26 protein-coding genes are annotated in these 25,447 nt (G+C 72.6%); 11 read left to right on the top strand and 15 right to left on the bottom strand.

Going from position 1 to position 25,447, the window contains the following annotated elements; genetic code table 11:
- The first annotated feature begins 1 nt into the window (after position 1).
- Entirely contained in the window at positions 2 to 1,009 is a 1,008-nt protein-coding gene (locus FGD68_RS10945) for a glycine betaine ABC transporter substrate-binding protein (RefSeq protein WP_119373140.1), read from the top strand.
- A gap of 217 nt (positions 1,010 to 1,226) precedes the next feature.
- On the opposite strand, the gene FGD68_RS10950 is transcribed toward FGD68_RS10945, so the two are convergent.
- The 3 genes from FGD68_RS10950 to FGD68_RS10960 all read right to left on the bottom strand — a co-directional run bounded on the left by FGD68_RS10950 (position 1,227) and on the right by FGD68_RS10960 (position 5,329).
- Positions 1,227 to 3,035, bottom strand: a complete 1,809-nt coding sequence (locus FGD68_RS10950; protein ID WP_104234744.1) for a DEAD/DEAH box helicase — start codon at positions 3,033 to 3,035, stop codon at positions 1,227 to 1,229.
- A 200-nt stretch (positions 3,036 to 3,235) separates the two neighbouring features.
- On the bottom strand, positions 3,236 to 4,426 hold the full coding sequence (locus FGD68_RS10955) for an acyl-CoA dehydrogenase family protein (RefSeq protein ID WP_237609444.1): 1,191 nt from the start codon (positions 4,424 to 4,426) through the stop codon (positions 3,236 to 3,238).
- 51 nt (positions 4,427 to 4,477) lie between these two features.
- On the bottom strand, positions 4,478 to 5,329 hold the full coding sequence (locus FGD68_RS10960) for a VOC family protein (protein WP_104234747.1): 852 nt from the start codon (positions 5,327 to 5,329) through the stop codon (positions 4,478 to 4,480).
- 125 nt (positions 5,330 to 5,454) lie between these two features.
- On the opposite strand from FGD68_RS10960, the gene FGD68_RS10965 reads away from it, so the two are divergent.
- On the top strand, positions 5,455 to 6,246 hold the full coding sequence (locus tag FGD68_RS10965; protein WP_119373263.1) for an SGNH/GDSL hydrolase family protein: 792 nt from the start codon (positions 5,455 to 5,457) through the stop codon (positions 6,244 to 6,246).
- Between the two features lie 15 nt (positions 6,247 to 6,261).
- Here FGD68_RS10965 and FGD68_RS10970 read toward each other — a convergent pair whose 3' ends face one another.
- Both FGD68_RS10970 and FGD68_RS10975 read right to left on the bottom strand, forming a co-directional pair.
- Positions 6,262 to 7,476: a D-alanyl-D-alanine carboxypeptidase family protein gene (locus tag FGD68_RS10970; RefSeq protein WP_119373262.1), complete on the bottom strand. Its 1,215-nt coding sequence runs from the start codon at positions 7,474 to 7,476 to the stop codon at positions 6,262 to 6,264.
- On the bottom strand, positions 7,473 to 8,282 hold the full coding sequence (locus FGD68_RS10975) for a TrmH family RNA methyltransferase (RefSeq protein WP_119373261.1): 810 nt from the start codon (positions 8,280 to 8,282) through the stop codon (positions 7,473 to 7,475). Before FGD68_RS10975 ends, FGD68_RS10970 begins: the two co-directional genes overlap by 4 nt.
- A 154-nt stretch (positions 8,283 to 8,436) precedes the next feature.
- Between FGD68_RS10975 and FGD68_RS10980 the strand changes: the two genes are divergently transcribed.
- A complete protein-coding gene (locus tag FGD68_RS10980) occupies positions 8,437 to 9,291 on the top strand; it encodes a Sir2 family NAD-dependent protein deacetylase (protein ID WP_119373260.1) in 855 nt (284 codons plus the stop codon).
- Positions 9,288 to 9,923: a histidine phosphatase family protein gene (locus tag FGD68_RS10985; protein WP_104234751.1), complete on the top strand. Its 636-nt coding sequence runs from the start codon at positions 9,288 to 9,290 to the stop codon at positions 9,921 to 9,923. The genes FGD68_RS10980 and FGD68_RS10985 overlap by 4 nt, the downstream gene beginning before the upstream one ends.
- 53 nt (positions 9,924 to 9,976) lie before the next feature.
- Here FGD68_RS10985 and FGD68_RS10990 read toward each other — a convergent pair whose 3' ends face one another.
- Together FGD68_RS10990 and FGD68_RS10995 are read right to left on the bottom strand one after the other, a co-directional pair.
- Positions 9,977 to 11,071, bottom strand: a complete 1,095-nt coding sequence (locus tag FGD68_RS10990) for a glycosyltransferase family 4 protein (RefSeq protein WP_119373249.1) — start codon at positions 11,069 to 11,071, stop codon at positions 9,977 to 9,979.
- Entirely contained in the window at positions 11,068 to 11,964 is an 897-nt protein-coding gene (locus FGD68_RS10995) for an alpha/beta fold hydrolase (RefSeq protein WP_119373248.1), read from the bottom strand. Before FGD68_RS10995 ends, FGD68_RS10990 begins: the two co-directional genes overlap by 4 nt.
- 125 nt (positions 11,965 to 12,089) lie before the next feature.
- Here FGD68_RS10995 and treS point away from each other — a divergent pair, with 125 nt between their 5' ends.
- Positions 12,090 to 13,823, top strand: coding sequence for a maltose alpha-D-glucosyltransferase (treS, locus tag FGD68_RS11000; RefSeq protein ID WP_174239530.1), 1,734 nt, complete (start codon positions 12,090 to 12,092; stop codon positions 13,821 to 13,823).
- A 10-nt stretch (positions 13,824 to 13,833) separates the two neighbouring features.
- On the top strand, positions 13,834 to 14,535 hold the full coding sequence (locus FGD68_RS11005) for a 3'-5' exonuclease (protein ID WP_119373247.1): 702 nt from the start codon (positions 13,834 to 13,836) through the stop codon (positions 14,533 to 14,535).
- Between the two features lie 75 nt (positions 14,536 to 14,610).
- Here FGD68_RS11005 and FGD68_RS11010 read toward each other — a convergent pair whose 3' ends face one another.
- The 3 genes from FGD68_RS11010 to glgA form a co-directional block, all read right to left on the bottom strand.
- Positions 14,611 to 14,868, bottom strand: a complete 258-nt coding sequence (locus FGD68_RS11010) for a type B 50S ribosomal protein L31 (RefSeq protein ID WP_086513528.1) — start codon at positions 14,866 to 14,868, stop codon at positions 14,611 to 14,613.
- A gap of 133 nt (positions 14,869 to 15,001) precedes the next feature.
- Positions 15,002 to 15,790: an ABC transporter ATP-binding protein gene (locus FGD68_RS11015; RefSeq protein ID WP_104234755.1), complete on the bottom strand. Its 789-nt coding sequence runs from the start codon at positions 15,788 to 15,790 to the stop codon at positions 15,002 to 15,004.
- 86 nt (positions 15,791 to 15,876) lie between these two features.
- A complete protein-coding gene (glgA, locus tag FGD68_RS11020) occupies positions 15,877 to 17,061 on the bottom strand; it encodes a glycogen synthase (protein WP_237609445.1) in 1,185 nt (394 codons plus the stop codon).
- Between the two features lie 46 nt (positions 17,062 to 17,107).
- Between glgA and FGD68_RS11025 the strand changes: the two genes are divergently transcribed.
- On the top strand, positions 17,108 to 18,349 hold the full coding sequence (locus FGD68_RS11025) for a glucose-1-phosphate adenylyltransferase (RefSeq protein WP_119372159.1): 1,242 nt from the start codon (positions 17,108 to 17,110) through the stop codon (positions 18,347 to 18,349).
- Positions 18,346 to 19,044: a phosphoserine phosphatase SerB gene (gene serB, locus FGD68_RS11030; protein WP_220452691.1), complete on the top strand. Its 699-nt coding sequence runs from the start codon at positions 18,346 to 18,348 to the stop codon at positions 19,042 to 19,044. The genes FGD68_RS11025 and serB overlap by 4 nt, the downstream gene beginning before the upstream one ends.
- 21 nt (positions 19,045 to 19,065) lie before the next feature.
- Here serB and FGD68_RS11035 read toward each other — a convergent pair whose 3' ends face one another.
- Both FGD68_RS11035 and fabG read right to left on the bottom strand, forming a co-directional pair.
- Positions 19,066 to 20,022, bottom strand: a complete 957-nt coding sequence (locus tag FGD68_RS11035) for a phosphotransferase enzyme family protein (protein WP_104234758.1) — start codon at positions 20,020 to 20,022, stop codon at positions 19,066 to 19,068.
- A gap of 23 nt (positions 20,023 to 20,045) precedes the next feature.
- Complete coding sequence (fabG, locus tag FGD68_RS11040) at positions 20,046 to 20,756, bottom strand: 3-oxoacyl-ACP reductase FabG (RefSeq protein ID WP_119372160.1); 711 nt, start codon at positions 20,754 to 20,756, stop codon at positions 20,046 to 20,048.
- Between the two features lie 119 nt (positions 20,757 to 20,875).
- On the opposite strand from fabG, the gene FGD68_RS11045 reads away from it, so the two are divergent.
- From FGD68_RS11045 to FGD68_RS11055, 3 genes are read left to right on the top strand one after another with little or no spacing between them, the layout of a single operon-like run.
- Positions 20,876 to 21,331, top strand: coding sequence for a DUF3099 domain-containing protein (locus FGD68_RS11045; protein ID WP_119372161.1), 456 nt, complete (start codon positions 20,876 to 20,878; stop codon positions 21,329 to 21,331).
- Positions 21,328 to 21,585: a hypothetical protein gene (locus FGD68_RS11050; RefSeq protein WP_119372162.1), complete on the top strand. Its 258-nt coding sequence runs from the start codon at positions 21,328 to 21,330 to the stop codon at positions 21,583 to 21,585. Before FGD68_RS11045 ends, FGD68_RS11050 begins: the two co-directional genes overlap by 4 nt.
- Complete coding sequence (locus FGD68_RS11055; protein WP_119372163.1) at positions 21,582 to 22,427, top strand: SURF1 family cytochrome oxidase biogenesis protein; 846 nt, start codon at positions 21,582 to 21,584, stop codon at positions 22,425 to 22,427. Before FGD68_RS11050 ends, FGD68_RS11055 begins: the two co-directional genes overlap by 4 nt.
- Positions 22,428 to 22,493: 66 nt before the next feature.
- On the opposite strand, the gene FGD68_RS11060 is transcribed toward FGD68_RS11055, so the two are convergent.
- The 3 genes from FGD68_RS11060 to sufC form a co-directional block, all read right to left on the bottom strand.
- Positions 22,494 to 24,092 carry an ABC-F family ATP-binding cassette domain-containing protein gene (locus tag FGD68_RS11060; protein WP_043586702.1) on the bottom strand — a complete coding sequence of 533 codons (1,599 nt, stop codon included), beginning with the start codon at positions 24,090 to 24,092 and terminating at the stop codon, positions 22,494 to 22,496.
- Between the two features lie 224 nt (positions 24,093 to 24,316).
- Positions 24,317 to 24,652: a metal-sulfur cluster assembly factor gene (locus tag FGD68_RS11065; RefSeq protein WP_012038415.1), complete on the bottom strand. Its 336-nt coding sequence runs from the start codon at positions 24,650 to 24,652 to the stop codon at positions 24,317 to 24,319.
- Positions 24,649 to 25,437, bottom strand: a complete 789-nt coding sequence (sufC, locus tag FGD68_RS11070; RefSeq protein WP_119372164.1) for a Fe-S cluster assembly ATPase SufC — start codon at positions 25,435 to 25,437, stop codon at positions 24,649 to 24,651. Before sufC ends, FGD68_RS11065 begins: the two co-directional genes overlap by 4 nt.
- Between the last annotated feature and the right edge of the window lie 10 nt (positions 25,438 to 25,447).

Here is a 25,447-nt window from a genome sequence, read left to right on the forward strand (position 1 = left end):
CGTGACGACCCTCCCCCGCTCCGCCCGCCTGCGCCGCGCGCTCGGCGTGCCCGCGCTAGTGACCGCCGCCCTGGCGACGCTCACCGGCTGCGGCCTGCAGCCCGCGACGGCGTACGTGCCGGACACGGCGCCGGGCTCCATCCAGCCCCTCGACCTGCCGGCCGGCGCGCATCTCACGGTCACGTCGAAGAACTTCACCGAGCAGCTGATCCTCGGCAAGATCGCCGTCATCGCGGCGAAGGCGGCCGGGTTCGACGTCACCGACCAGACGAACGTGCCCGGCAGCGTGCCGGCCCGCGAGCTCATGACGAGCCACGGCGCCGACATGACGTGGGAGTACACCGGCACCGCGTGGCTCAGCTACCTGGGCGAGCCGAAGGGCATCCCGGACCAGCGCGCCCAGTACGAGGCCGTGCGCGACGCCGACGGGGCCAACGGGCTCACCTGGCTGACGCCGGCGCCGCTCAACAACACGTACGCGCTCGCCATCCGCAGCGAGGAGGCGGACAGGCTCGGCATCACGAAGCTCTCGCAGATCAAGGACCTGCCGGTGGACGAGCGCACGTTCTGCGTGGAGGCGGAGTTCAACTCGCGCTCCGACGGCCTGTCGCCGCTGCTGGAGACCTACGGCATCCCGCGCGGATCGGCGGACGGCGTGCCCGACGGCAACGTGTCGATCTTCGACACGGGCGCGGTCTACACGGCGACGGATCGCGGCACGTGCGAGTTCGGCGAGGTCTTCACGACCGACGGCCGCATCGACAAGCTCGGCCTCACGATCCTCCAGGACGACCTCGGCTTCTTCCCGGCCTACAACGTCGCGCCGGTGCTCGACTCGGCGACCCTGGCCGAGTACCCGGGGCTCCAGGACGTCTTCGACCGGATCTCCCCCGTCATCACCGACGACGCCCTCCGCGAGATGAACCTCCGCGTCGACGACCAGGGCGAGGAGCCCGCGGACGTCGCCTTCGAGTTCATGGTCGACCACGGGTTCGTCACCGCGCCATAGGGACGCTCCGCGGGTGAATGCGCGTCAGCCGCGCATGCACCTGCGGAGCTGCCCCGGTCCGTCCTCGCGCGCTCCAGCTGCGCATCCACCTGCGGCGCGGCCCCGGTCCACCCGAGCGCGCTAGCTGCGCATCCACCTGCGGAGCTGCCCCGGTCCACCCGCGCGCTCCAGCTGCGCATCCACCTGCGGAGCTGCCCCCAGTCCGTCCTCGCGCGCGCTAGCTGCGCATCCACCTGCGGAGCTGGTCGATGCGCTGCTGCAGCTGCGTCACGCTGCACTGGCCGACCGCGGGCCCGCCGCACACACGGCGGAGCTCGGCGTGGACGAGGCCGTGGGGCTCGCCGTGCAGCTTCGCGCGCATGCCGACGAGGCTGTTGAGGAGCTGCCGCTGCTCCTTGAGCGTGCGGTACAGCGGGATGTCGTCGGGGTCCTTCGGGGCGCCGCTCTCCGCCTGCTTGCGCTCGCGCTCGCTCGCGTGCCTCGACTGCCGGTGCTGGCGCTGGGCGAGGAGCTCGCGCACCTGCTCGGGCTCGAGGATCCCGGGGAGGCCGATGAACTCCTCCTCCTCGAGGCTGCCGACGTCGGCCATCTGCCCGAACTCGGCGCCGTCGAAGAGCACCTTGTCGAAGGTCGCCTCGGATCCCATCGCCTCGAAGGAGAACTCGCTGAGGAGGGAGTCGGATCCCTTCTCGCTGCGGTTCGCCTCGCCCATCATGGCGTCCTCGGGGTTGTAGAGGTCGCCCTCCTTCGAGGAGTCGCGGTCGAGCGCGTGATCCCGCTGGCGCTCGAGCTCATTGGCGAGGACGAGGAGGTTGGGGACGCTCGGCAGGAAGATCGACGCGGTCTCGCCGCGGCGGCGGGCCCGCACGAAGCGGCCGATGGCCTGCGCGAAGAACAGCGGGGTGGACGCGCTGGTGGCGTACACGCCTACCGCGAGCCGCGGGACGTCGACGCCCTCGGAGACCATGCGCACCGCGACCATCCAGCGCGACGTGCTCGCCGAGAAGCGGTCGATGTTGGCGCTCGCCTCGACGTCGTCGGAGAGCACGAGGGTGACGGGCTGCCCGCTGATCCGCTGCAGGATCGCGGCGTAGGCGCGCGCGGTCGTGTGGTCGGTCGCGATGACGAGCCCGCCGGCATCGGGGATGGACTGCCGCACCTCGCTGAGGCGCCGGTCGGCGGCGGCGAGCACCTGCGGGATCCACTCGCCGTCGGGGGCGAGCGCCGTGCGCCACGCCTGGGAGGTGATGTCCTTCGTGTTGCCCTCGGCGAGCTGCGCCTCCATCTCGTCGCCCATCTTGTTGCGCCAGCGCATGCTGCCGGCGTAGGCGAGGAAGATGACGGGCCGCACGACGCCGTCGGCGAGCGCCCGTGAGTAGCCGTAGTCGTAGTCGGTCTGCGAGAGGCGGACGCCGCGGTGGTCGCGGAGGTAGCTGACGAACGGGATGGGCGCGGTGTCGGAGCGGAACGGCGTCCCCGTGAGCGACAGCCGGCGGGTCGCGCGCTCGAAGGCCTCGCGGATGGCGTCGCCCCAGCTGAGCGCGTCGCCGCCGTGGTGGACCTCGTCGAGGATCACGAGGGTGCGGCTCGACTCGGTCATGGTCTTGTGCAGGTAGGGGTTGGCGGCGACCTGCGCGTAGGTCACGGCGGCCCCGTGGTAATGCCTGCCGAGGGCGCCCGAGCTGTTGCTGTACATGGGGTCGAGGCGGACGCCCGCGCGTGCGCCGGCGTCGGCCCACTGCTTCTTGAGGTGCTCGGTGGGCGCGACGACGGTGATCCGGTCGATGGTCTTCCGGTGGAGGAGCTCGGAGGCGAGGCGGAGCGCGAACGTGGTCTTGCCGGCGCCCGGGGTCGCGTTGGCGAGGAAGTCGCGCGGCTCCTTCTCGAAGTACGCGGTGAGGGCCTCCTCCTGCCAGGCCCGCAGCTTGCTGACGGTGCCCCAGGCGGCTCGCTCCGGGAAGGCCGGCGAGAGGTGCTCGGCCGCGGCGGATCCGACGTGCGGTGGAGGGGTCGGATGGGTGCTCACTCGACCTCACGATACCCGCACCGGGGGACGCTCCCGTCGATCGCGGAGCCGTCCCGGCACGTCGCGGCGAGCGGATCCGCGTCGTCCGCGGCCTCCGGTCGGCGCGGCGCGAGACGGGCGGATCCGCGCTTCCGAGACGGTCCGGGCGCGTCGCGGCGCGAGGCGCCCGGATCGGCTTCCTCCGTCCGTCGAGCGGCCCCTCAGGACGCGCGCGGGACCGGCCCGAGCAGCGTCGTCGCGATGGTCTCGGCGGCCTGGCGGTCGCTCGACGGGTGGAAGCCGCCGGCCAGCACGTCGCGGTACAGGCGGCCGAGCTCGTCGCCCGTGCGGAGGGATCCGCCGCCCGCGACCGCGATCGCCCGCTGCACGACATCGGCCGCCGTGCGGGTCGCCCGGACCTTCGCCCCGACGAGGAGCGAGGCCCACCGGTCGCCGTGGTCCACTCCGCGGTCGACGTCGTCCGCGAGCGCCGTGAGCTGCAGGAGGAGCGCGTCCTGCGCGAGCGCGGCCTCCGCGACGAGGTGGCGGATCCCGGGGTCGGCCGCGAGCGCGGCACCGCCGGCCGCGCGCGAGGTGCGGCGGAGCGCCGACTCGACGGCGAGGTCGAGCGCGCGCTGCCCGATCCCGGCGTACACGGCGGCGATGAGCAGCTCGAACGCCTGCAGCACGGCGAGGACGAACGGGTCGTCGCGGCGGCCGTGCTCGCGCCGACGGACCACGTCGGCGGGCTCAGCGCGCGCGTCGCGGAGGATCACCGTGTGGCTCTGCGTCGCCCGCATGCCGAGCGTGTCCCAGTCGGGCACGATCTCGAGGCCGGGCGCGTCGCGCTGCACGAATGCGTGCACGAGGAGCGGCCTCTCCGGATCCGTGTCGTCGCGCCCGAAGAGGCCGAGCCGGGTCCACGCGGGCGCCATGCTCGACGTCGACTTCGTGCCCGTGAACCGGCATCCGCCGTCCGCGTCGGGCTCGGCCCGCGTGAGCGCGTCGGCGAGGGCCTGGTCGTTGCCGGGCTCGCTGATCGCGAAGGCCAGCAGCTCGTCGCGCCCCGCGTCCTCGAGGACGCCGCGGAGCGAGTCGTCGCCGCGGTCGGCGAGGATCCGGGCGACGGCAGTCCAGACGAGGTGCATGCCCACGCCGAGCGCCGTGGCGGGCGCCGCCTGCGCGAGGAGGTGCTGTGCGCGCACGGCGTCGGAGAGGGAGGCCCCCGATCCGCCGAGGTCGCGCGGCACGAGGAGCCGGAGGTGGCCGGCGGCGCGCAGCTCGTCGAGGTCCTCCGCGAAGAACGCGTTGCGGGCGTCGTACCCGGGGGCGCGGGAGCGGATCCGGGCGAGGAGCGCCTCGTCGAGGTGCGCGAGCGGATCGGGCAGGTCGGCCGGGGCGTCGGGCGTCATGCGCCCAGTCTCCCCCGCCCGCCCGTCGTGCGACCCGCCGGGTGCAGGCGCTCAGGCGGCGGACAGCACCAGGGCGTTGCCCCACGGGTCCTCGAAGGCGAGCTCCCGTCCGTCGTCGCGCGTGGCGACGCCCGACGCGCGGAGGCGCGCGTCCACCGCCTCGACCTCGTCGCGCGTGGGGACCTCGATCCGCACGGTGCCGAGCCCGAGCGTGGCGGGACGGCGGCCGGCGCCCCTGCTGTTCCACGTGTTCATGGCCATGTGGTGGTGGTACCCGCCCGCGGAGACGAAGATCGCGGATCCGTGCCAGCCCGCGACGAGCTCGAAGCCCAGCGTGTCGACGTAGAAGGCGGACGCCTGCTCCGTGTCGCCCACCTGCAGGTGCACGTGGCCGATGCCGGCCGCGTCGGAGGCGGCGTCGGAGACGGGTGCGAGCTCGTCCCGGAGGAACGCGTTCGGGTCGAGCCGGAGCGAGTCCATGACGATCCGGCCGTCCTGCCACGTCCACTCGTCGCGCGGACGGTCGGTGTACAGCTCGACGCCGTTGCCCTCGGGGTCGGTGAAGTAGAACGCGCGGCTCACGAGGTGGTCGGCGCTGCCGGTGAAGGTGCCGGGGGCGCGCTGCGCGAGCGAGGCGACGGAGCGGGCGAGCGCGGCGGGCTCGTCGAAGAGCACGGCCGTGTGGAAGAGGCCGGCGTTCCCGGGGCTCGGCAGGTCGAGGCCGCTCGCGGGTTCGAGGACGACCGCGGGCACTCCCCCGCGCCCGAGCGTCGTGGACTCCGTGCCCTCGTGCAGCTGCTCGAGCCCCACGGCGTCGCGGTAGTAGGCGGTCATCCGGTCGAGGTCGCCGACCAGGAGGGTCACGGGTCCCATGGTCGTGGCGGCGGAGAGCAGGTCGGGCATGGGTCCTCGTTCCTCGGGTGGTGCATCCTATTGCTTGAATGCTCAACAAACGGATGCGAGCCAGCATTCCCGGGGCCGCCCGAGGGCGTTCCTATGATGGGATCGACCCACCCGGAAGGACCCGCATGACCGAGCCCCACCCCTGGCGCCGCTACGTCGCCCTCGGCGACTCCTTCACGGAGGGCATCGGCGACCCCGAGCCGGGCAGCCCCGGCGGGCACCGCGGCTGGGCCGACCGGGTGGCCGAGGTGCTGGCCAGCCAGGTCGAGGGCTTCTCCTACGCGAACCTCGCGATCCGCGGGCGACTGCTCGGTCAGATCGCCGACGAGCAGGTCGAGCCCGCGCTCGCGCTGCACCCCGACCTCGTCTCGCTCTCCGCGGGCGGCAACGACATCCTCCGGCCCGGCGCCGACCCCGACCGCCTCGCGGAGCGCCTCGACCAGATGGTCGCCCGGCTCTCCTCCGAGGGTGCGACCGTGGTGCTCTTCACCGGCACCGACGTGAAGTTCTCCCCCGTCTTCGGGCGGCTGCGCGGCAAGGTCGCGATCTACAACGAGGACATCCGTGCGGTCGCCGCCCGGCACGACTGCATCGTGGCCGACCAGTGGTCGCTCACCGAGATCCAGGACCCGCGCATGTGGGACGTCGATCGTCTGCACCTCGCGCCGCTCGGGCACCACACCGTCGCGCGCATGGTGCTGCAGGCGCTCGCCGTCGAGAACGATCTCGAGCCGCTGAAGCCCGAGCCGCTCCCGCCGCGCACCTGGAGCCAGGCGCGCGCGGGCGACATCGACTGGGCGCGCTCGTACTTCGTGCCGTGGGTGCTGCGGCGCCTGCGCCACCAGTCCTCGGGCGACGGGCGCACCGCCAAGCGGCCGGACGCGTCGCCGTTGTCGCGCGTGGACGCCGGCAGCTGACGGGCCGGCGGGACCTCAGCCGAGCAGCGCGCCCGGGTTGCCGAGGCGCCACCAGCCGTCGGGTCCCGGGATCGCGCGGTCGAGCGCCAGCGGCACCCGAACGGTCTGCTGCCCCGCCGTGACGGTCGCCGCGCCGACCTCGGTGCCGGCGGCGGCCTCCCCGGATCCGGACGCCTCGACGGTCGTCGTCACGGGCGTGTCGCCCCACACCAGGAGCGACTCGTCCTCGGTGGCGACGGCCTGCGCTGTCGCACCCCAGGCCGTCGTGTAGTCGGCGAACGGCTCCCCCGAGGACGCCACCTGCACCACGTGCAGGTTCGCCGTGACCGTCGGCAACAGCGCGGTCACCTGCCGGGCGAGCTCGACGTGGTCCTTCGCGCCGAGCGTCACGCCGACCATGGTCACGTCGCGGTCGCCCACCTTCGTGTCCACCGCCCAGAGCAGGCACTTGCCCGCCTGCTCCAGCGTGCCGGTCTTGATCCCGCGGAATCCGGGGACGCCCGCCAGCAGGTTGCGGTTCTCCACGGTCCCCACCCCCGCCACGTCGGCGCTGCGCTGGTCGACGATGCCCGAGAGCACCGGATCGGCCAGCACCATCTCGCCGATGCGGACGAGGTCGGCCGTCGTGCTCACGGTCTCCGGCGAGAGCCCCATCGCGTCGGCGACGTGCGTGCCCGTGAGCCCCTCGTCGGCGAGCCAGGCGTTCGCGGCGGCGACGAAGGCGTCGTTCGAGCCGTACGCCCAGACCCCGAGCGCCGCCGCGTAGTTGTTGGCGCTCGCGAGCAGGGCGCCCTCCAGGAGGTCCCGCTGCGACAGGCTCGTGCCCGGCACGGCGGGCTCGACGATGCCGTCCTGCTTGAGGATCTCGCCGCGGAGCGCCTCGTCCTCGGCCGTGAAGGTGACCTGCGGCCCGTCCTCCCCGGGGGCGAGGGGCTTCGCGCGGAGCACCACGAGCGCGGTCACGGTCTTGGTGATGCTCGCCATCGGCCGGGACACGGGCGTGGCCTCGTTCGTCGCGAGGACGCCGTCGAAGCCGACGGCGCCGACGGCCGAGACGCCGTCGCCCGGCCAGGTCTCCGGCGTCGGCACGTTGACGACCGGCTGCGGCGCGTCGACCTGCGCGACCGCGGCGGGCGGATCCGCCGTGAGCGTGACGGGCACGTACACCCCCGCCGAGACGAGGAGCGCCGCGGCGACGCCCGCGAGGGTGACGCGGCGGACGCGGCTCACGCGGGGACCCGCAGCGCGTAGAGCGCGACGGCGCTCGCCGCTGCCACGTTCAGCGAGTCCACGCCGTGCAGCATGGGGATCACGACCGTCGAGTCGGCGTGGCGTAGCGCGTGGCGGCTGAGGCCGTCGCCTTCCGTGCCGAGCACGAGCGCGATCCGCTCGGGCGGATCCGCCGCGAAGGCGTCGAGGGTGACGGCGTCGTCCTCCAGGGCGAGCGCCGCGAGGTGGAAGCCGGCCTCGTGCAGCAGCGGCGCGGCCTCCGACCACTCGGGCAGCCGGGTCCACGGCACCTGCAGCACGGTGCCCATGCTGACGCGCACGCTCCGCCGGTAGAGCGGATCCGCGCAGCGCGGGGTGATGAGCACGGCGTCGGCGCCGATCCCCGCCACCGCGCGGAAGATCGCCCCGACGTTCGTGTGGTCGACGATGTCCTCCAGGACGACGACCCGGCGCGCGTCGCGCAGCACGTCGGCGACCGCGGGCAGCGGCGGGCGGTGCATCGCGGCGAGCGCCCCGCGGTGCAGGTTGTACCCGGTGAGGTGCTCGAGCACGGCGGCCGCGCCCACGAACACGGGGACGTCCGGGAAGCCCTCGAGGAGCGGGGCGACGTCGTCGAGCCACTGCTCCTGCACGAGGACCGAGCGCGGCACGTGCCCCGCGGCGAGCGCGCGGCCCATGACCTTGGTGGACTCGGCGATGTAGAGGCCGCCGGCGGGCTCGCTCACCCGGCGGAGGGCCACGTCGGTGAGGCGCGAGTAGTCCTCGAGGCCCGGGGAGGAGAGGTCCTCGATGCGGTGGATGTGCACGCCGGTCCTCTCTCGGTCCGCGGGGAGGGATGCGGAGCCACTTCGCGCGGAGCCGTCGCGGGGATGCGCTGTCTAGACTCGACAGGACAATGATGCCCTGCCCCGTCGCCGCCCGCCGACACGGCGGGGCGCCAGCTCGGCACCGGGAGGCCCCATGAGCACCGCTCTCCGTGACGAACCCCGACCCCCCGCGGGGTCCACGATCGCCGCGGCGGTAGAGCTGATGCGCGGCCGCCGCACCGCCGTCCTCACGGGCGCCGGCCTCAGCACCGACTCGGGCATCCCCGACTACCGCGGCGAGGGCGCCCCGAAGCGGAACCCCATGACGTTCCAGCAGTTCCGCAGCGAAGGCGATGACTTCCGCCGCCGCTACTGGGCGGGCGGGCACCTCGGCTGGAAGGCCTTCAGCTCCGCGCGTCCGAACGACGGGCACGCGGCGCTCGCCGACCTCGAGGCGGCCGGCGTGGTGGGCGGCCTCGTGACCCAGAACGTCGACGGCCTGCACGAGCGCGCGGGATCCCGCCGCGTCGTGGACCTGCACGGCTCGCTCGACCGCGTCCTCTGCCTCGACTGCGGGCAGGCGTACGCGCGCTCGGCGATCGCGGACCGCATCAGCGCCGAGAACCCCTGGCTCGACCTGCCCGACGCGGTGGAGCTGAACCCCGACGGCGACGCCCAGGTGCACGACGTCGACCGGTTCCGCATCCCCGTCTGCAGCGTCTGCGGCGGCATGCTCAAGCCCGACGTGGTCTTCTTCGGGGAGCTCGTGCCCACCGAGCGCTTCCGCGAGGCGAGCGCCATCGTGTCCGACGCGGACGTGCTCCTCATCGCCGGGTCGTCCCTCGCGGTCAACTCCGGGATCCGCCTGCTCGAGATCGCCCGGAGGAGCCGCATGCCGATCGTGATCCTCAACCGCGGCACCACGAAGGGCGACACCCGCGCCACGGTGCGCCTCGAGGGCGGCACCAGCGAGATCCTCCGCGCCATCGCGACGGAGCTCGCGTCGTGACGCGGATCGTGCTCGTGCGCCACGGCCGCACCGCGTGGAACGTGGAGCGGCGCGTGCAGGGATCCAGCGACATCCCGCTCGACGACACCGGCCGCGCTCAGGCGGCCACCGCGGGTGCGCTCCTCGCCGCGGCCGTCGCGGGCGGCGCGGGCTGGGACGCGGTGCACGCGAGCCCGCTCAGCCGCGCGTTCGAGACGGCGTCGATCATCGCGGAGCACCTCGCGCTCGGCGGCGCGCCCACGACGGGCCCTCTGCCGGAGCCGGCGCTGGCCGAGCGCCGCTACGGCCTCGCCGAGGGGCTCACGCACGCGGAGATCGAGGCGCGCTTCCCGGACGGCGACGTGCCCGGCCGCGAGACCGTCGAGTCCGTCACCGAGCGGGCGGGCGCGGCGCTCCTCCGGCTCGCGGAGCGGCACCCCGGCGGGTCGATCATCGCGGTCTCGCACGGCGGCGTCATCGCGGCGCTCGCGCGCAGCCTCGACGCGTCGCTCTGCACGCGCCCGGGGCCCATGATCGAGAACGGCTCGGCGCACACGTTCGGCGTGGTCGACGGCGAGCTGTCGCTGCTCCGCTTCGGCGGGGTGGCCGACCTCGGAGCCATCGCGGACCTCGATCCGGCGCGCCGGGCCTGATCCGGGTCCGCCGCGCCCGAGCGGACGACGACCGGTCGGCGACCGCCGCGGCCTCAGGCCCCGCGGCGCCCCGTGCGTGCGACCTGCTCGAGGAGGTCGCCGAGCGCCTCTGCGGACCGGTCCCAGTCGTACTCGGCGGCCCGCGCGATGCACGCCGCCGACCGGCGCCTCCACTCGTCCGGGTCCTCCAGCGCGCGCACGGCAGCCGCGAACCCCTCCGCGTCGTCCGGCTCCACGTACACGGCCGCGTCGCCGCCGATCTCGCGGAAGATCGGGATGTCGCTGACGACCACCGGCAGGCCGACGCTCATGGCCTCGATGACCGGGATGCCGAAGCCCTCGTCCCGCGACGCGGTGAGGAGGGCCGTCGCGCGCCGCAGCGTCGACGCGTACTCGTCGTCGCTCGCGCCGTCGCGGAAGACGAGCCGCGCGCCGTCGGCGATCGCCTCCAGCCGCTCGCGCTCCGCCTGGCCGACGCGGCTCATGAGGTGCAGCTCGTGGTCGGGCAGGTCGTCGGCCGCGCGCACGAGCGTCTCGACGTTCTTGTAGGGCATGTACGAGCCCATGTAGACGAGCGTGCGCTCGACGGGTGCGTCGCGCGGCCCGTCCGGGCGGCCGTCGGGCGCGGGCACGAGCTCGGCCGCGTTCGGCACGACGACCACGGGCCGCGTGGTGAGCCGGTGCGCGCGGATGAGCCCGCGCGTCGTCTCGCTCACGGTCACGATCGCGTCGGCCCGGTCGAGCAGCAGCCGCTGCGGCCACCACGCGAGGTGGAAGGCCCTCCACAGCGCGCGCACGGGCGCGGGCAGGTCGCGCGGCGGACGCCGGTGGCGGTAGTAGATGAGGTCGTGCAGCGTGAGCACGAGCGGGTAGGTGCGTCCGCGGGATCCCATCGTCTGCATGGGGCTGTAGACCACGTCGGGCCGCATGCGCGACACGCGTCGGGCGACCCACGGCTCGCGCGGCCCGGTCGGCGAGCTGACCAGCTGCCACGGCAGGTCGGGCAGGAGCGCGAGCTGGCGGTGGTCGCTGATGAGCATGGTCACGTCGAAGCGCGCGCCCAGCCGCGCGACGAGCTCGGCGCCGTAGCGGCTGATCCCATCATGCCGGCCGATGCGCGTGTACCTGCAGTCGAACACGAGCCTCATGATGCGCTCCCCTCGTCCAGGAACGCGCGGATGGAGCCGGCCGCCTCCCGGGGCCTCTCGTAGTGGATGAGGTGCCCGACGCGCGGGATCACCTCGAGCCGGGCGTCGGCGAAGAGGCGCTGCAGCCGGTGCTGCGCTGCCACGGGCGTGATGTCGTCGCGCTCGGCGGCCACCAGCAGCACGGGAACGGCGACGCGGGGCGCGTAGGTGCTCGCGTCCGACGACACGGACGCGCGGAACGCCTCGAGCACGACGCGGCGGTCGCTGAACGCGCTGAAGAAGCGGTCGTGCTGGTCGTTGATCCACCGGCGGAGCGAGCGGTCGCGCGTCTTCGCCATGGCCTCGCTCATCACGCGCACGATGGCCCGGTTGCGCAGCAGGCCGAAGCCCGCGCGCTCGGGCAGCACGGCGGCGGCGCGGTAGTAGAGCACGGCGAGCCGGGTGAGGATCCCGCGCGGCCCCTCGAGCGCGGGCGCGGCGATCGGGTTGACCAGGACCGCGCGCGGGCTCGGCAGGCCGTCAGCCAGCGCGGCCGAGACGACGATGGACCCGAACGAGTGCCCGAGCACGGTGGCGTCGCACGTGCCGGTGGCGTCGACGAACGCGCGCAGCCATGCGGCGTAGCCGGGGATGTCATGCCGTGCGTCGACGAGCGGCGTCGAGTCGCCGAAGCCGGGCAGGTCGGGCGAGAGGATCCGCACGTCCGGCAGCTGCGCGACGACCGGCTCCAGCCCGTGGTGGTCCCCGCGGAACCCGTGCACGACGACGAGCGTCTGCGGGGCATCGGCTGGCCCGTACTCCCACCAGGCGGTGCGGCTCCCGAGGAGGTCGAAGGTGCGGCGGACCACGGGGATGCGGTCGAGCTGGGCTGCGTAGGGCGAGGGGACGGTCATCGGGGACGAGTCTACGAGCGGGCGCCGCCCCGGCCCCCGGGCGCGCCGGGCTCCGTCCGCCCGGCCTTCCGCGCCTAGAGTTGCGACGAGCCTTCCCACCCCGAGTCGACGCCCCCGTCGCGCCCATGAGGAGAACCGTGAGCTTCACCGCCCCCATCACCCTGCCCGGACTCACCCTCGACAAGCAGTGGTACAAGCGCTCGGTCTTCTACGAGGTGATGATCCGCTCGTTCGTCGACTCGAACGGCGACGGCACCGGCGACATCCAGGGCCTCATCTCCAAGCTCGACTACCTGCAGTGGCTCGGCATCGACGGCCTGTGGATCCCCCCGTTCTTCCAGTCGCCGCTCCGCGACGGCGGCTACGACATCAGCGACTACATGTCGGTGCTCCCCGAGTTCGGCACGCTCGACGACTTCAAGGAGCTCGTCACCAAGTCGCACGAGCGCAACATGCGCATCGTCATCGACCTCGTGATGAACCACACCTCCGACCAGCACGAGTGGTTCCAGCAGTCCCGGTCCGACCCCGATGGCCCCTACGGCGACTTCTACGTCTGGAGCGACACGGACGAGAAGTACGAGGACATCCGCGTCATCTTCGTCGACACCGAGGAGTCCAACTGGACCTTCGACCCGGTGCGCCGCCAGTTCTTCTTCCACCGCTTCTTCTCGCACCAGCCCGACCTCAACTTCGACAACCCGAAGGTGCACGAGGCCATCTACGGCGTCATCCGCCACTGGCTCGACATGGGCGTCGACGGCCTCCGCCTCGACGCGATCCCCTACCTCTACGAGACCGAGGAGGGCAACGGCGAGGGCGAGCCCGCCACGCACGAGTTCCTCAAGCGCCTCCGCGCCATGGTCGACGAGGAGTACCCGGGCCGGATCCTCATCGCCGAGGCGAACCAGTGGCCCCGCGAGGTCTCCGCGTTCCTCGGCACCGAGGAGGAGCCCGAGTGCCACATGGCGTTCGACTTCCCGATCATGCCCCGCATCTTCTACTCCCTCCGCTCGCAGACCGCGGACGAGCTGAAGCGGATCATGAGCGAGACGTTCGAGATCCCCGAGGCGGCCGCGTGGGGCGTCTTCCTCCGGAACCACGACGAGCTCACGCTCGAGATGGTGAGCGAGGAGTACCGCCAGGCCATGTACGGCTGGTACGCGTACGACCCGCGCATGCGCGTCAACATCGGCATCCGCCGCCGCCTGGCGCCTCTCCTCGACAACTCGCGCGCCGAGCTCGAGCTCGTGCACGCGCTCCTCTTCTCCCTGCCCGGCAGCCCGTTCCTCTACTACGGCGACGAGATCGGCATGGGCGACAACATCTGGCTGCCGGACCGCGACGCCTCGCGCACGCCCATGCAGTGGACCCCCGACCGCAACGCCGGCTTCTCCACCGCGGACCCGGGCAAGCTCTACCTGCCCGTCGTGCAGTCGCTCGTCTACAACTACGCGCAGATCAACGTGGAGTCGCAGCTGGCGCAGTCGCGCTCCCTCCTGCACTGGGTCCGCAACGTGATCCACGTCCGCAAGGCCCACCCGGTCTTCGGCCAGGGCACGATCCGCGTGCTCCCGACCGACCACGAGAGCGTCCTCGCGTTCGTCCGCTCCTACGAGGGCAGCGGCACGCACTTCGGCGACCGCGCGGAGGACGTGCTCTGCGTCTTCTCGTTCGCCCACAACCCCGTCTCGGTCACGATCGACGCGTCCGACTTCGCGGGATCCCAGCTCTACGACCTCTTCGGCGGCGGCGTCTTCCCGACGGTCGGCGACGACGGCCGGCTCACGCTGACGCTCGCGACGCAGAGCTTCTACTGGCTGCACATGGGTGCGCCCGCCATCGGCGGTCGCCCGTAGCATCTACAGGATGACCTCCCGCTGGCACGACACCCTGGCCTCGTTCGACCTCGAGACGACGGGGGTGGACGTCGAGACCGCGCGCATCGTCACGGCGTGCATCGTCGTCCTCGACGCGCAGGGCGAGGTCCTCGAGCGGCACGACTGGCTCGCGGATCCCGGCGTCGAGATCCCCGCGGGCGCGGCCGCCATCCACGGCGTCACCACGGAGCGGGCCCGCGCCGAGGGGCGCGACGCCGCGGTGGTCGTCCTCGAGATCGTCACCACCATCCGCGAGATGTTCGCCCGCGGCCTCGCGCTCGTCGTCTACAACGCGCCCTACGACCTCACGCTCCTCAACCGGGAGGCCGTGCGGCACGGGGTCGAGCCGCTGCGCGACACCGGCCCCGTCATCGACCCGCTCGTCATCGACAAGGCCGTGGACACCTACCGCCGCGGCAAGCGCACGCTGTCCGTCGCCGCGGAGCACTACGGCGTCCGGCTCGACGACGCGCACGACGCGGGAGCGGACGCCATCGCCGCCGGTCGGGTCGCCCAGGCCATCGTCGGCCGCTACGCCGATCAGCTCGACATCCCCGTGCTGGACCTGCACGACCGCCAGGTCGACTGGTCGCGCGTGCAGGCGGAGAGCTTCCAGGACTACATGCGGCGCACGCGCGATCCCGCGTTCACGACGTCCGGTGCGTGGCCCGAGCGGCACGCCGGGTCCTGACCCCGCTCCCCCGCCTGGATACGACGAAGGGCGCCCGGCCGGAGCCGGGCGCCCTTCGTGCTGCAGCGGGAGCTGCTACTTCTTCGTGCCAAAGCCCGCGTAGCGCGAGTTGAACTTCTCGACGCGTCCGGCGGAGTCCATGATGCGCTGCTTGCCCGTGTAGAACGGGTGCGAGGCGCTCGAGATCTCGACGTCGATGACGGGGTACGTGTTTCCGTCCTCCCACTCGATGGTCTTCGAGCTGCCCACGGTGGAGCGCGTGAGGAACGTCTCGCCCGAGGCGAGGTCGCGGAAGACGACGGGGGCGTACTGGGGGTGGATGTCGGTCTTCATCGGGGGGTGTCCTTCGTCGGTTCGAGTTTCTGCGTGGGAAGCGTGGGTGCCCGGGATGATCACCGGACCAGTGGACGAGCCTACCAGACGGGTGCCGCGAACGGGCAGGCGCGCCGGGGGCCGATCGATGGGGTCAGGAGCGGAGGGCGCGCGCCGTGAAGCGGCCGTCGTCGTGCGTGACCTCGAGCGCGAGGCCGAAGGCGCGGCCGAGGTTGTCCGCGGTGATGACGTCCGCGAGCGGACCGGCCGCGACGACCGCTCCCTCGCGCAGCAGCAGGCCGTGCGTGAAGCCGCGCGGGATCTCCTCGACGTGGTGCGTGACCATGACGATGCCGGGGGCCTCGGGCGCCGACGCGTAGCCGCCGAGGAGCTGCAGCAGCTCCTCGCGCGCGCCGAGGTCGAGGCTCGCGGCCGGCTCGTCGAGGAGCAGCAGCTCGGGGTCGGTCATGATCGAGCGCGCGATCTGCACGCGCTTCTGCTCGCCGTCGCTCAGCGTGCCGAACCTGCGCTGCTCGAGGTGGCCGAGTCGCCACTCCGCGAGCACGCGCTGGGCGCGGCGCACGTCGATGTCCTCGTAGTCCTCGTTCCAGCGGCCCGTGACCGAGTACGCGGCGGTGAGCACGACGTCGAGCACGGTCTCGTCGGCGGGGATGCGCCGGGCCATCGCGGTGGACGCGAAGCCGATGCGCGACCGCAGCTCGAACACGTCGACCCGGCCGAGCTCGTGGTCGAGGACCGTCGCGGTGCCGGAGGACGGGTGGGCCATGGCGGAGGCGATCTGCAGGAGGCTCGTCTTCCCGGCGCCGTTCGGGCCGAGGACGACCCAGCGCTCGTCGCCGTCCACCGTCCACTCCACCTGGTCGAGGATGGTCGTCCCGTTCCGGACGAAGGACACTCCGGACAGGGAGAGGACGTGGCTCATGGGCACGAGTCTACCGGCCCGTGTCGGCGCCCCGCCCGGCCGTGGGGAGCGCCGGGCCGAACTCGCCGGGGCCGGCGCCCGGTCCCTCAGCGCAGGATCGACGCGTAGATCGCCTCGGTCTGGCGGGCGATGCGGTCCCAGCCGAACTCGCGCTCGGCGCGCACGCGGCCGGCCGCCCCCATGCGGCGCGCGGCGTCGGGATCCGCGACGACCTCCGTCAGCGCGGCCGCGAGGTCCCGGACGAAGCGCTCGGGGTCCGTGGGCGTGCCCGTGCCGTCCGTGGCCTGGTCGATGGGGACGAGGCGGCCGGTGACGCCGTCGTCGACGACCTCGGGGATCCCGCCCGTGGCGGTGCCGACGACGGGGGCACCGCACGCCATGGCCTCGAGGTTCACGATGCCGAGCGGCTCGTAGACGGACGGGCAGACGAAGACCGTGCCGGCCGTGAGGACGGCCGAGAGCTCGCGGCGCGGCAGCAGGCGGTCGATCCACACGACGCCCGAGCGCTCCTCCTGCAGGCCCCGGACGAGAGCCGTGACCTCCTCCATGATCTGCGGGGTGTCGGGCGCGCCCGCGCACAGCACCATCTGCACGTCGGCGGGCAGCAGCGCGGCGGCGCGGAGGAGGTAGGGCAGGCCCTTCTGGCGCGTTATCCGCCCGACGAACACGACCGAGGGACGCGACGGGTCGATGCCGAGCGAGCGCACGAGGTCGTCGTCGTGCACGGGCGCCCACGACTCGAGGTCGATGCCGTTGTACACGGTGTGCACCCGGGCCTCGTCGAGCGCGGGATACGAGCGGAGGATGTCGCGCTTCATGCCGTCGCTGACGGCGATGACGGCATCGGCCGCCTCGTACGCGGTGCGCTCGATCCAGCTGGAGACGCGGTAGCCGCCGCCCAGCTGCTCGGCCTTCCACGGCCGGAGCGGCTCGAGGCTATGCGCGGTGACGACGTGCGGGATCCCGTGCAGCATCGACGCGACGTGGCCCGCGTGGTTCGCGTACCAGGTGTGCGAGTGGACGACGTCGGCGCCCGCCACGTCGCTCGCGATCGCCAGGTCGACAGCCATCGTCTGCAGCGTCGCGTTGGCGCCCGCGAGCTCCGACGGGACGGGATAGGAGAACACGCCCGGCTCGTCACGTGGCGCCCCGAAGGCTCGGACGATGACCTCCGTCTGCTGCCGCATCGCCTTGACGAGCTCCGTGACATGGACCCCGGCACCCCCGTAGACCTCGGGCGGATATTCCTTGGTGATCACGTCTGCTCGCATTGGTCGAACGCTAGTACATGCCCCGACGTGCATCTACGCTGGGGCAATGGCATCGAAGAAGATCTTTGGAATCGTGCTCGCCGGCGGCGAGGGCAAGCGGCTCATGCCGCTCACCGCGGACAGGGCGAAGCCCGCCGTCCCGTTCGGCGGGCAGTACCGGCTCATCGACTTCGCGCTGTCCAACCTCATCAACTCGGGGCTCACGCAGATCGTCGTGCTGACGCAGTACAAGTCGCACTCGCTCGACCGCCACGTGTCGCAGACCTGGCGCCTCAACCAGATGCTGAACTCCTACATCGCGTCGGTGCCCGCGCAGCAGCGCCTCGGCAAGCGCTGGTTCAGCGGCTCGGCGGACGCGATCCTGCAGAGCCTCAACCTCATCAACGACGAGAAGCCCGACATCGTCGTCGTGGTCGGCGCCGACCACGTCTACCGCATGGACTTCAGCCAGATGATCGAGGCGCACATCGCGTCCGGCCACGGAGCGACCGTCGCGGCGATCCGCCAGCCCATCGAGCTCGCCGACCAGTTCGGCGTGATCGACGTGGACCCCGCGAACCCGTACCAGATCCGGGCGTTCCTCGAGAAGCCGAAGGACCCCCAGGGCCTCGACGACTCCCCCGGCGAGGTGCTCGCGTCCATGGGCAACTACGTCTTCGACACCGACCAGCTCATCGACGCGGTGCGCCGCGACGGCGAGAACGCGGAGTCCGCGCACGACATGGGCGGCGACATCGTGCCGTGGTTCGTCGAGCAGGGGAACGCGGGCGTCTACGACCTGAACCGCAACGAGGTCCCCGGCGCCAACGACCGCGACCGGTACTACTGGCGCGACGTCGGCACGATCGAGTCGTTCTTCGACGCGCACCAGGACCTCATCTCGGCGCTGCCGGTGTTCAACCTCTACAACAAGGACTGGCCGATCTTCAGCCAGCAGCTCAACAGCCCGCCGGCCAAGTTCGTCCGCGACGCGCAGGGCAACACGGGCACCATGATCGACTCGATCACCTCGCTCGGCGGCGTCATCAGCGGCGCCCACGTCGAGCGCAGCGTGCTCGGCCCGTGGGTCATCGCGGAGTCGGGTGCGCGGATCGTCGACAGCATCGTGTTCGACAAGGTGCACATCGGGGCGGGCGCCGTGATCACGCGCGCCATCCTCGACAAGGACGTGGAGGTCGAGGCCGGGGCCACGGTCGGGGTCGACCACGCTCGTGACCGCGAACGCGGCTTCACGGTCACCGACGGCGGCATCACCGTCGTGGGCAAGGGCGTGCGCGTCACCCCGTGAGCGCCGCCAACCCGCTGACGCCGCCCGTCCCGTCGGCGTCGCCCGTCACCCCTGCCCTGCCGCGCATGCTCGTGGTGCTCGACGTCGACTCGACCCTCATCGAGGACGAGGCCATCGAGCTGCTCGCCGCCGAGGCGGGCTCCCTCGACGAGGTCGCCGCCGTCACCGACCGGGCGATGCGCGGCGAGCTCGACTTCGCGGAGAGCCTGCGCTCGCGGGTCGCGACGCTGGCCGGGCTGCCGTCCTCCGTGCACGCGAAGGTCGGCGCGCGGATCCGCGTCACGCCGGGTGCCGAGCGCATGATCTGGGGTCTGCACGACGCCGGCCACGTCGTCGCCGTCGTGTCGGGCGGCTTCCACGAGCTGCTGGATCCGCTCGCCGAGCGACTCGGGCTCGACATGTGGCGCGCCAACCGGCTGGAGAGCGCGGAGGGGCGTCTCACGGGCCGCGTCACGGGGCCGGTCATCGACGCCGCGGCGAAGCGCGCTGCCGTGGAGGAGTGGAGCCGCGAGCTCGGCATCCCGCTCGCCCGCGTCGTCGCGGTCGGCGACGGTGCCAACGACCTCGAGATGATGGCCGTGGCCGGGCTCTCGGTCGCGTTCGACGCGAAGCCCGCCGTCCGCCGGCGCGCCGACGTGTGCGTCGACCGCCGCGACCTCGCGCAGGTGCTCGCGCTCCTCGGCCTCCCCCGCTGACGCGGCGCGCGGGTCCTCGCCTCAGCCCGTGACGACCGCCCGGGCGATCGCCGCGAGCTGCGCGATGTTCGCGGGCATCCGCTCCCGCTCCGACGGCAGGCTCGCCAGGTGCGTGACGTTGTCGAGGTACGCCAGGAAGATGAACGCGCCGAATCGCTCGTCCGGGACGCCCGTGCTGCCGCCCGCCGCCGTGTAGGCGCGGTGGAACTGGGCGCGCTGGCGGGGCGCGAGGTACATGATCGCGGCGGCCACGTCGAGGCCGGCCGGCCCCAGGCCGCACCGGTCGAAGTCGATGACGGAGACGCCGGTCGGCCCCTGGATCAGGTTGCCCGGGTGGTAGTCGCCGTGCACCATGATCGGCGGCCCGGCCTCCGCGAGCGTGGCGCGGAGCTCCTCTATCGCGCCGGCCAGCGCGTCGGCGGTGGAGCCGTCGGACATGATGCCGGGGTAGCCCTCGACCAGGCGCTCCAGGCGGGTGGTCGCGTAGTCCGCGTCGTAGCGGCGACGCTGGCCCGCGAGCCCGACGGCGACGGGATCCGCGCCGGCAGCGTGCAGGGCGGCCAGCGTCTCGGCGAACGGGCCCGCATCGGCCGACGCGGGGAGGCTGCTCAGCATCTCGCCGTCGTGCCAGGTCAGCAGGCTCGCGAGACGCCGCTCCACGCGTCCGCCCGACGCGCCCACCACCGCACGGCGGAGGCCGATCTCGTCGTCGTCCGGCACGGCGACCTCGACGGTCGCCGTCCAGGAGCCATCGCACGTGCGCTGCGGCACCGGCACGGAGGGCCCGCCGCGCGCGGCCAGCACGTCGAGCCAGTCGAGCTCCAGGTCGATCTCGCGCTGCGTGCGGCGCGCGACGTGCAGGCGCAGCAGGTACCGGGATCCGGCGTCGACGTCGACCCGGTACGCGTGGTTGTGCGTGGCCCCCAGCTCGGTGAGCGCGGCGGGACCCGTGCCCCAGGCCGCCAGGAGGTCGGACACGTCGCTCTCCTCGACGGTCGGCGTCAGTGGCCCATGCCGAGGCCGCCGTCGACCGGGATCACGGCGCCCGAGATGTACGCCGCCGCGTCGGAGGACACCCACGCCACGACGCCCGCGACCTCGGCGGCGGTGCCGTAGCGGCCGGCCGGGATGGACTTCTTGTACTCGGCGGCCGTCGCCTCGGGCAGCTCCGCGGTCATGTCGGTCTCGATGAATCCCGGCGCGACGACGTTCGCGGTGATCCCGCGGCCGCCGAGCTCGCGCGTGACGGAGCGGGCGAGGCCCACCAGCCCGCTCTTGGACGCCGCGTAGTTGACCTGCCCGCCGGAGCCGTACAGCCCGACGACGCTGGAGATGAGGACGATGCGACCGAAGCGCGCCTTGAGCATGCCCTTCGACGCGCGCTTGACGACGCGGAACGCGCCGCCCAGGTTCGTGTCGACCACCTCGGTGAAGTCGTCGTCGCTCATCCGCATCATGAGCGTGTCGCGCGTGATGCCCGCGTTGGCGACCACGACCTCGACCGGTCCGTACGCGGCCTCGACCTCGGTGAACGCGGCGTCGACGGACGCGGCGTCCGTCACGTCGGCGCGCACCGTCAGGCTGCCCTCGGGGCCCTGGCCGGAGCGCGCGGTGACGGCGACGCGGTGGCCCTGACGCAGCATCTCCTCGGCGATCGCGTACCCGATCCCCCTGTTGCCTCCGGTGACGACGACGGTGCGTGCGGTGCTCATGGGGGACCTTCCATTACGGCTCGGCGGGGGCTGGCGGACGCGGACGAGCCTATCGGTGGCGCGGCGTACCCTGGTCTCGATGGGGAGCGCGACGCTCCCTCTAAGGACGCCAACCACGCATGCCAGCTCCCCAGCAGTCGGTCACCAGCCTCCCCCGGTCCCCGCAGGAGGACCGCCATGCCCGCATGGTGAAGTACACCATCGCGATGAGCATCCGCATGGTCTGCATCCTGTCCTGCCTATTCCTCCAGGGCTGGTGGCTGGCCGTCGCCGCCATCGGCGCCATCGTGCTCCCGTACTTCGCCGTGATCCTCGCGAACGTCGGCGGCAGCCAAGGCACGGCCGTCGAGCGCCCCGGCGGCGTGGTGGTCGTGCCGGCCCGCCACTCCGGCTTCCCGCCGCCCGCCGAGCCGTACGTGCCCTCGGAGCCGTTCCGCGCGTCGGAGCCGTTCACCACGCCCGCGCCGTTCACGACCTACGAGACCGGTCGCGCGCCCGAGCCCACGCGCGCCTCCGACGTCCGTCCGACGACCGCGGGCGGCACGGCCGCGCCCGACACCCCGACCGACGCGTGAGCGGGCTCGCTTCCTGGGGCCTCGGATCCGCCGGGCGGTCCTCCGACGTCGTTGAGTGCTCGCGCGCGGGCTGCCGCGTCGACGCCTCGTGGCGCGTCGAGTGGCGCAACCCCCGGATCCACGGACCCGAGCGGGTGAAGACGTGGACCGCGTGCGACGAGCACGTCGGCTTCCTGCGCGACTTCCTCGCCGGCCGCGACTTCCCCGTGCGCGTCGCCGCGATCGACGCGCCAGTCGCGGGAGCGATCGCGTGAGCCGCTGGCGATTCGTCCTCAACCGCAGGTGGGCCGGCTACCTCGCCGTCGCCGTCGTGTTCGCCATCGCGTGCGTGCTCCTCAGCCACTGGCAGTTCGCGCGCCGCGACGAGGCCCTCGCCGAGATCGCCAAGGTCGAGGACAACTGGGATCGCGCGCCGCAGCCCGTCGACCAGGTGCTCGCCGACGCGTCGTCGTACGTCGACACGCAGAAGTGGACGCCGGTCACCATGACCGGGACCTACCTCGTGGACGAGCAGCTGCTCGCGCGCAACCGGCCGTTCAACGGCCAGCCCGGCTTCGAGGTCCTCACGCCCCTGCGACTCGACGACGGGCGGGTGTTCGTCGTCGACCGCGGGTGGGTGCCCATCGGCAACTCCCAGGACTCCCCCGACTCCGTCCCCGCCCCGCCCGCAGGCGAGGTCACGGTGACCGCGCGGCTCAAGGCCGGCGAACCGGAGCTGCCGGGGCGTTCCGCACCCGAGGGGCAGATCGCCACCGTCAACCTGCCCGACATCGCCGAGCGCGTCGGGTCGCCCACGTTCACGGGCGCGTACGGCCTGCTCATCTCCGAGGATCCCGCGCCCGCCGAGGCCGCGCCCTTCGCGGCTCCGCGCCCCGAGGAGGACGAGGGCCCGCACCTCTCCTACGCGTTCCAGTGGCTGGTGTTCGCGGTCATCGCGTTCGTCGGCCTCGGCGTCGCGATCCGCAACGAGTACCGCATCATCAACCAGGACGATCCCGAGGAGCAGGACCGCGAACGCGCCCGACAGGCCAAGCGCGCGCGGAAGCAGCCGTCGGACGCGGACGTCGAGGACCGGATCCTCGACGACGCACGCTGAGCCGACACCTCCACGCTGCCGGGCGGATCGCCTCGGCCGGGCCGGGCCGGGCTTGGCCTGGCCGGGTCAGGCCAGCTCGATGAGGTCCATGTAGTCGGGGCTCCAGTGGTCCTCGGTGCCCTCCGGCATGATGAGGACCCGCTCCGGGTTGAGGGCCTCGACCGCACCCGAGTCGTGGCTCACGAGCACCACGGCGCCCGAGTAGGTGTTGAGCGCGCCGAGGATCTCCTCGCGGCTCGCGGGGTCGAGGTTGTTGGTGGGCTCGTCGAGCAGCAGCACGTTGGCGCCGGACACGACGATCATCGCGAGCGCGAGGCGCGTCTTCTCGCCGCCGGACAGGACCCCGGCGGGCTTCGCCGAGTCGTCGCCCGTGAAGAGGAACGAGCCGAGCACACGGCGCGCCTCCATCTCGGAGATGTCGGGCGAGGAGGACACCATGTTCTCCAGCACGCTGCGCTTCACGTCGATGGTCTCGTGCTCCTGCGCGTAGTAGCCGATGCGCAGGCCGTGGCCGGGCTCGAGCCGGCCGGTGTCGGGCTGGTCGACGCCCGCGAGGATCCGCAGCAGCGTCGTCTTGCCCGCGCCGTTGAGGCCGAGGATCACGACCTTGCTGCCGCGGTCGATCGCGAGGTCGACGGCCGTGAAGATCTCGAGCGAGCCGTAGTTCTTGCTGAGGTCGCTCGCCATGAGCGGCGTGCGGCCGCAGGCGACGGGCTCGGGGAAGCGCAGCTTGGCCACGCGGTCGACCGCGCGCACCTCCTCGAGGCCAGACAGCATCTTCTCCGCGCGTCGCACCATCTGGTGGGCGGCGGCGGCCTTCGACGCCTTGGCGCCGAACTTGGCGGCCTGCAGCTGGAGGACGCCCGCCTTCTTCTCGACGTTGGCGCGCTCCTTCTTGCGGCGCTCCTCGTCGGCGGCGCGCTGGCGCTGGTAGTGCTTCCAGCCCATGTTGTAGATGTCGATGACCATGCGGTTCGCGTCGAGGTAGAAGACGCGGTTGACGGTGTCCCCGACGAGCTCGACATCGTGGCTGATCACGATCAGGCCGCCCTGGTAGCCCTTGAGGAACTCGCGCAGCCAGGTGACGGAGTCGGCGTCGAGGTGGTTGGTGGGCTCGTCGAGGAGCATCGTGTCGGCGCCGGAGAACAGGATGCGCGCGAGCTCGATGCGGCGGCGCTGACCGCCGGACAGGGTGCTGAGCGGCTGGTCGAGGATCCGGTCGGGCAGGCTGAGGTTGCTCGCGATGGACGCGGCCTCCGCCTCGGCCGCGTACCCGCCGAGCGCGACGAAGCGCTCCTCGAGCCGGCCGTAGTCCTTCATCGCCTTCGCGGAGACCTTGTCGTCCGTGGACGCCATGTCGAGCATCGCGCGCTGCATGTCCAGCGACAGCGTGCCGAGGCCGCGGGCGTCGAGGATGCGCGTGCGCGCCAGGTCCTCCGGGTTGCCGGAGCGCGGGTCCTGCGGGAGGTAGCCGATCTCGCCGGAGCGGTCGATGCGGCCGCCCGTGGGCTGGCCCTCTCCCGCGAGGATCTTGGTGAGCGTGGTCTTGCCGGCGCCGTTGCGGCCGACGAGGCCGATCTTGTCCCCCGGGCTCACCCGGAACGAGACGTCCTCCATGAGGACGCGAGCGCCGACGCGCAGCTCCAGTTCGTGTACAGCGAGCACGGTGAGAGGTCCTTCTGTTGAGCGGATGTCCCACGGTCCGTGGGAGAGGGGCGACCCGCAGCAGAGGGGGTCGAGCCCGGTCGGTCGAGGGCGTCCATCGGACCCGACCGGTCCAGTGTACGAGACGCGGGGCCGGCAGCCCCGCCCGCCGACCGCCGGTCGACGCGACGACGGCCCCACCCGGAGCGGGTGGGGCCGTCGTCGAGGAGCGGTCGGGCGGAGGATCACATGGAGAAGCCGAGCGCCCGCATCATGTCGCGGCCGTCGTCCGTGATCCGGTCGGGACCCCACGGCGGCATCCACACCCAGTTGATGCGGAACGCGTCCACCACCCCGTCGAGCGCCTCGGCGGTCTGCTCCTCGAGCACGTCCGTGAGCGGGCAGCCGGCCGACGTCAGCGTCATGTGGATGATGAGGGCGTCGTTCTCGTCATCCCACGCGAGGTCGTAGATGAGGCCCAGGTCGACCACGTTGATCCCGAGCTCGGGATCCATGACGTCCTTGAGCGCCTCCTCGACCTCGTCGAACTTCTGCGGGGTCAGCGTGCTCTGCGTGCTCACGCGTCCACCGTCGTCGAGGGCGCGAGCCCTGCAGCCGGGGCGAGGAAGCGGTCGTAGCCCTCCTCCTCGAGGCGGTCGGCCAGCTCGCGGCCGCCCTGCTCGGCGACGCGGCCCGCGACGAACACGTGCACGAAGTCGGGCTGGATGTAGCGGAGGATGCGCGTGTAGTGCGTGATGAGCAGGAGCCCGAGGCCCGTGTTCGCCTTCGCGCGGTTGACGCCCTCGGAGACGATCTTGAGCGCGTCGACGTCGAGGCCGGAGTCGGTCTCGTCCAGCACCGCGAACTTCGGCTTCAGCAGCTCGAGCTGGAGAACCTCGTTGCGCTTCTTCTCGCCGCCGGAGAAGCCCTCGTTGACGTTGCGCTCGGCGAACGCGGGGTCCATCTTGAGCGCCGCCATGGAGGAGCGGACGTCCTTGATCCAGCCGCGGATGGCCGGGGCCTCGCCGTCGATCGCGGTCTTCGCCGTCCGCAGGAAGTTGGTGGTGGTGACGCCGGGGATCTCGACCGGGTACTGCATGGCGAGGAACAGGCCCGCGCGGGCGCGCTCGTCGACCGTCATGTCGAGGACCTCGACGCCGTCGAGCGTGATGGAGCCGGAGTCGACGTGGTACTTCGGGTGACCCGCGATCGTGTACGCCAGCGTGGACTTGCCGGAGCCGTTGGGGCCCATGATCGCGTGGATCTCGCCCTCGTTGATCGTGAGGTCGACGCCCTTGAGGATCTGCTTGCGACCCTGCTCGGTGTCGACGCTGACGTGCAGGTCGGTGATGGTGAGAGTTGACATGCGTGCGGTT

This window comes from Clavibacter californiensis (assembly GCF_021952865.1).
Classification (GTDB): domain Bacteria; phylum Actinomycetota; class Actinomycetes; order Actinomycetales; family Microbacteriaceae; genus Clavibacter; species Clavibacter californiensis.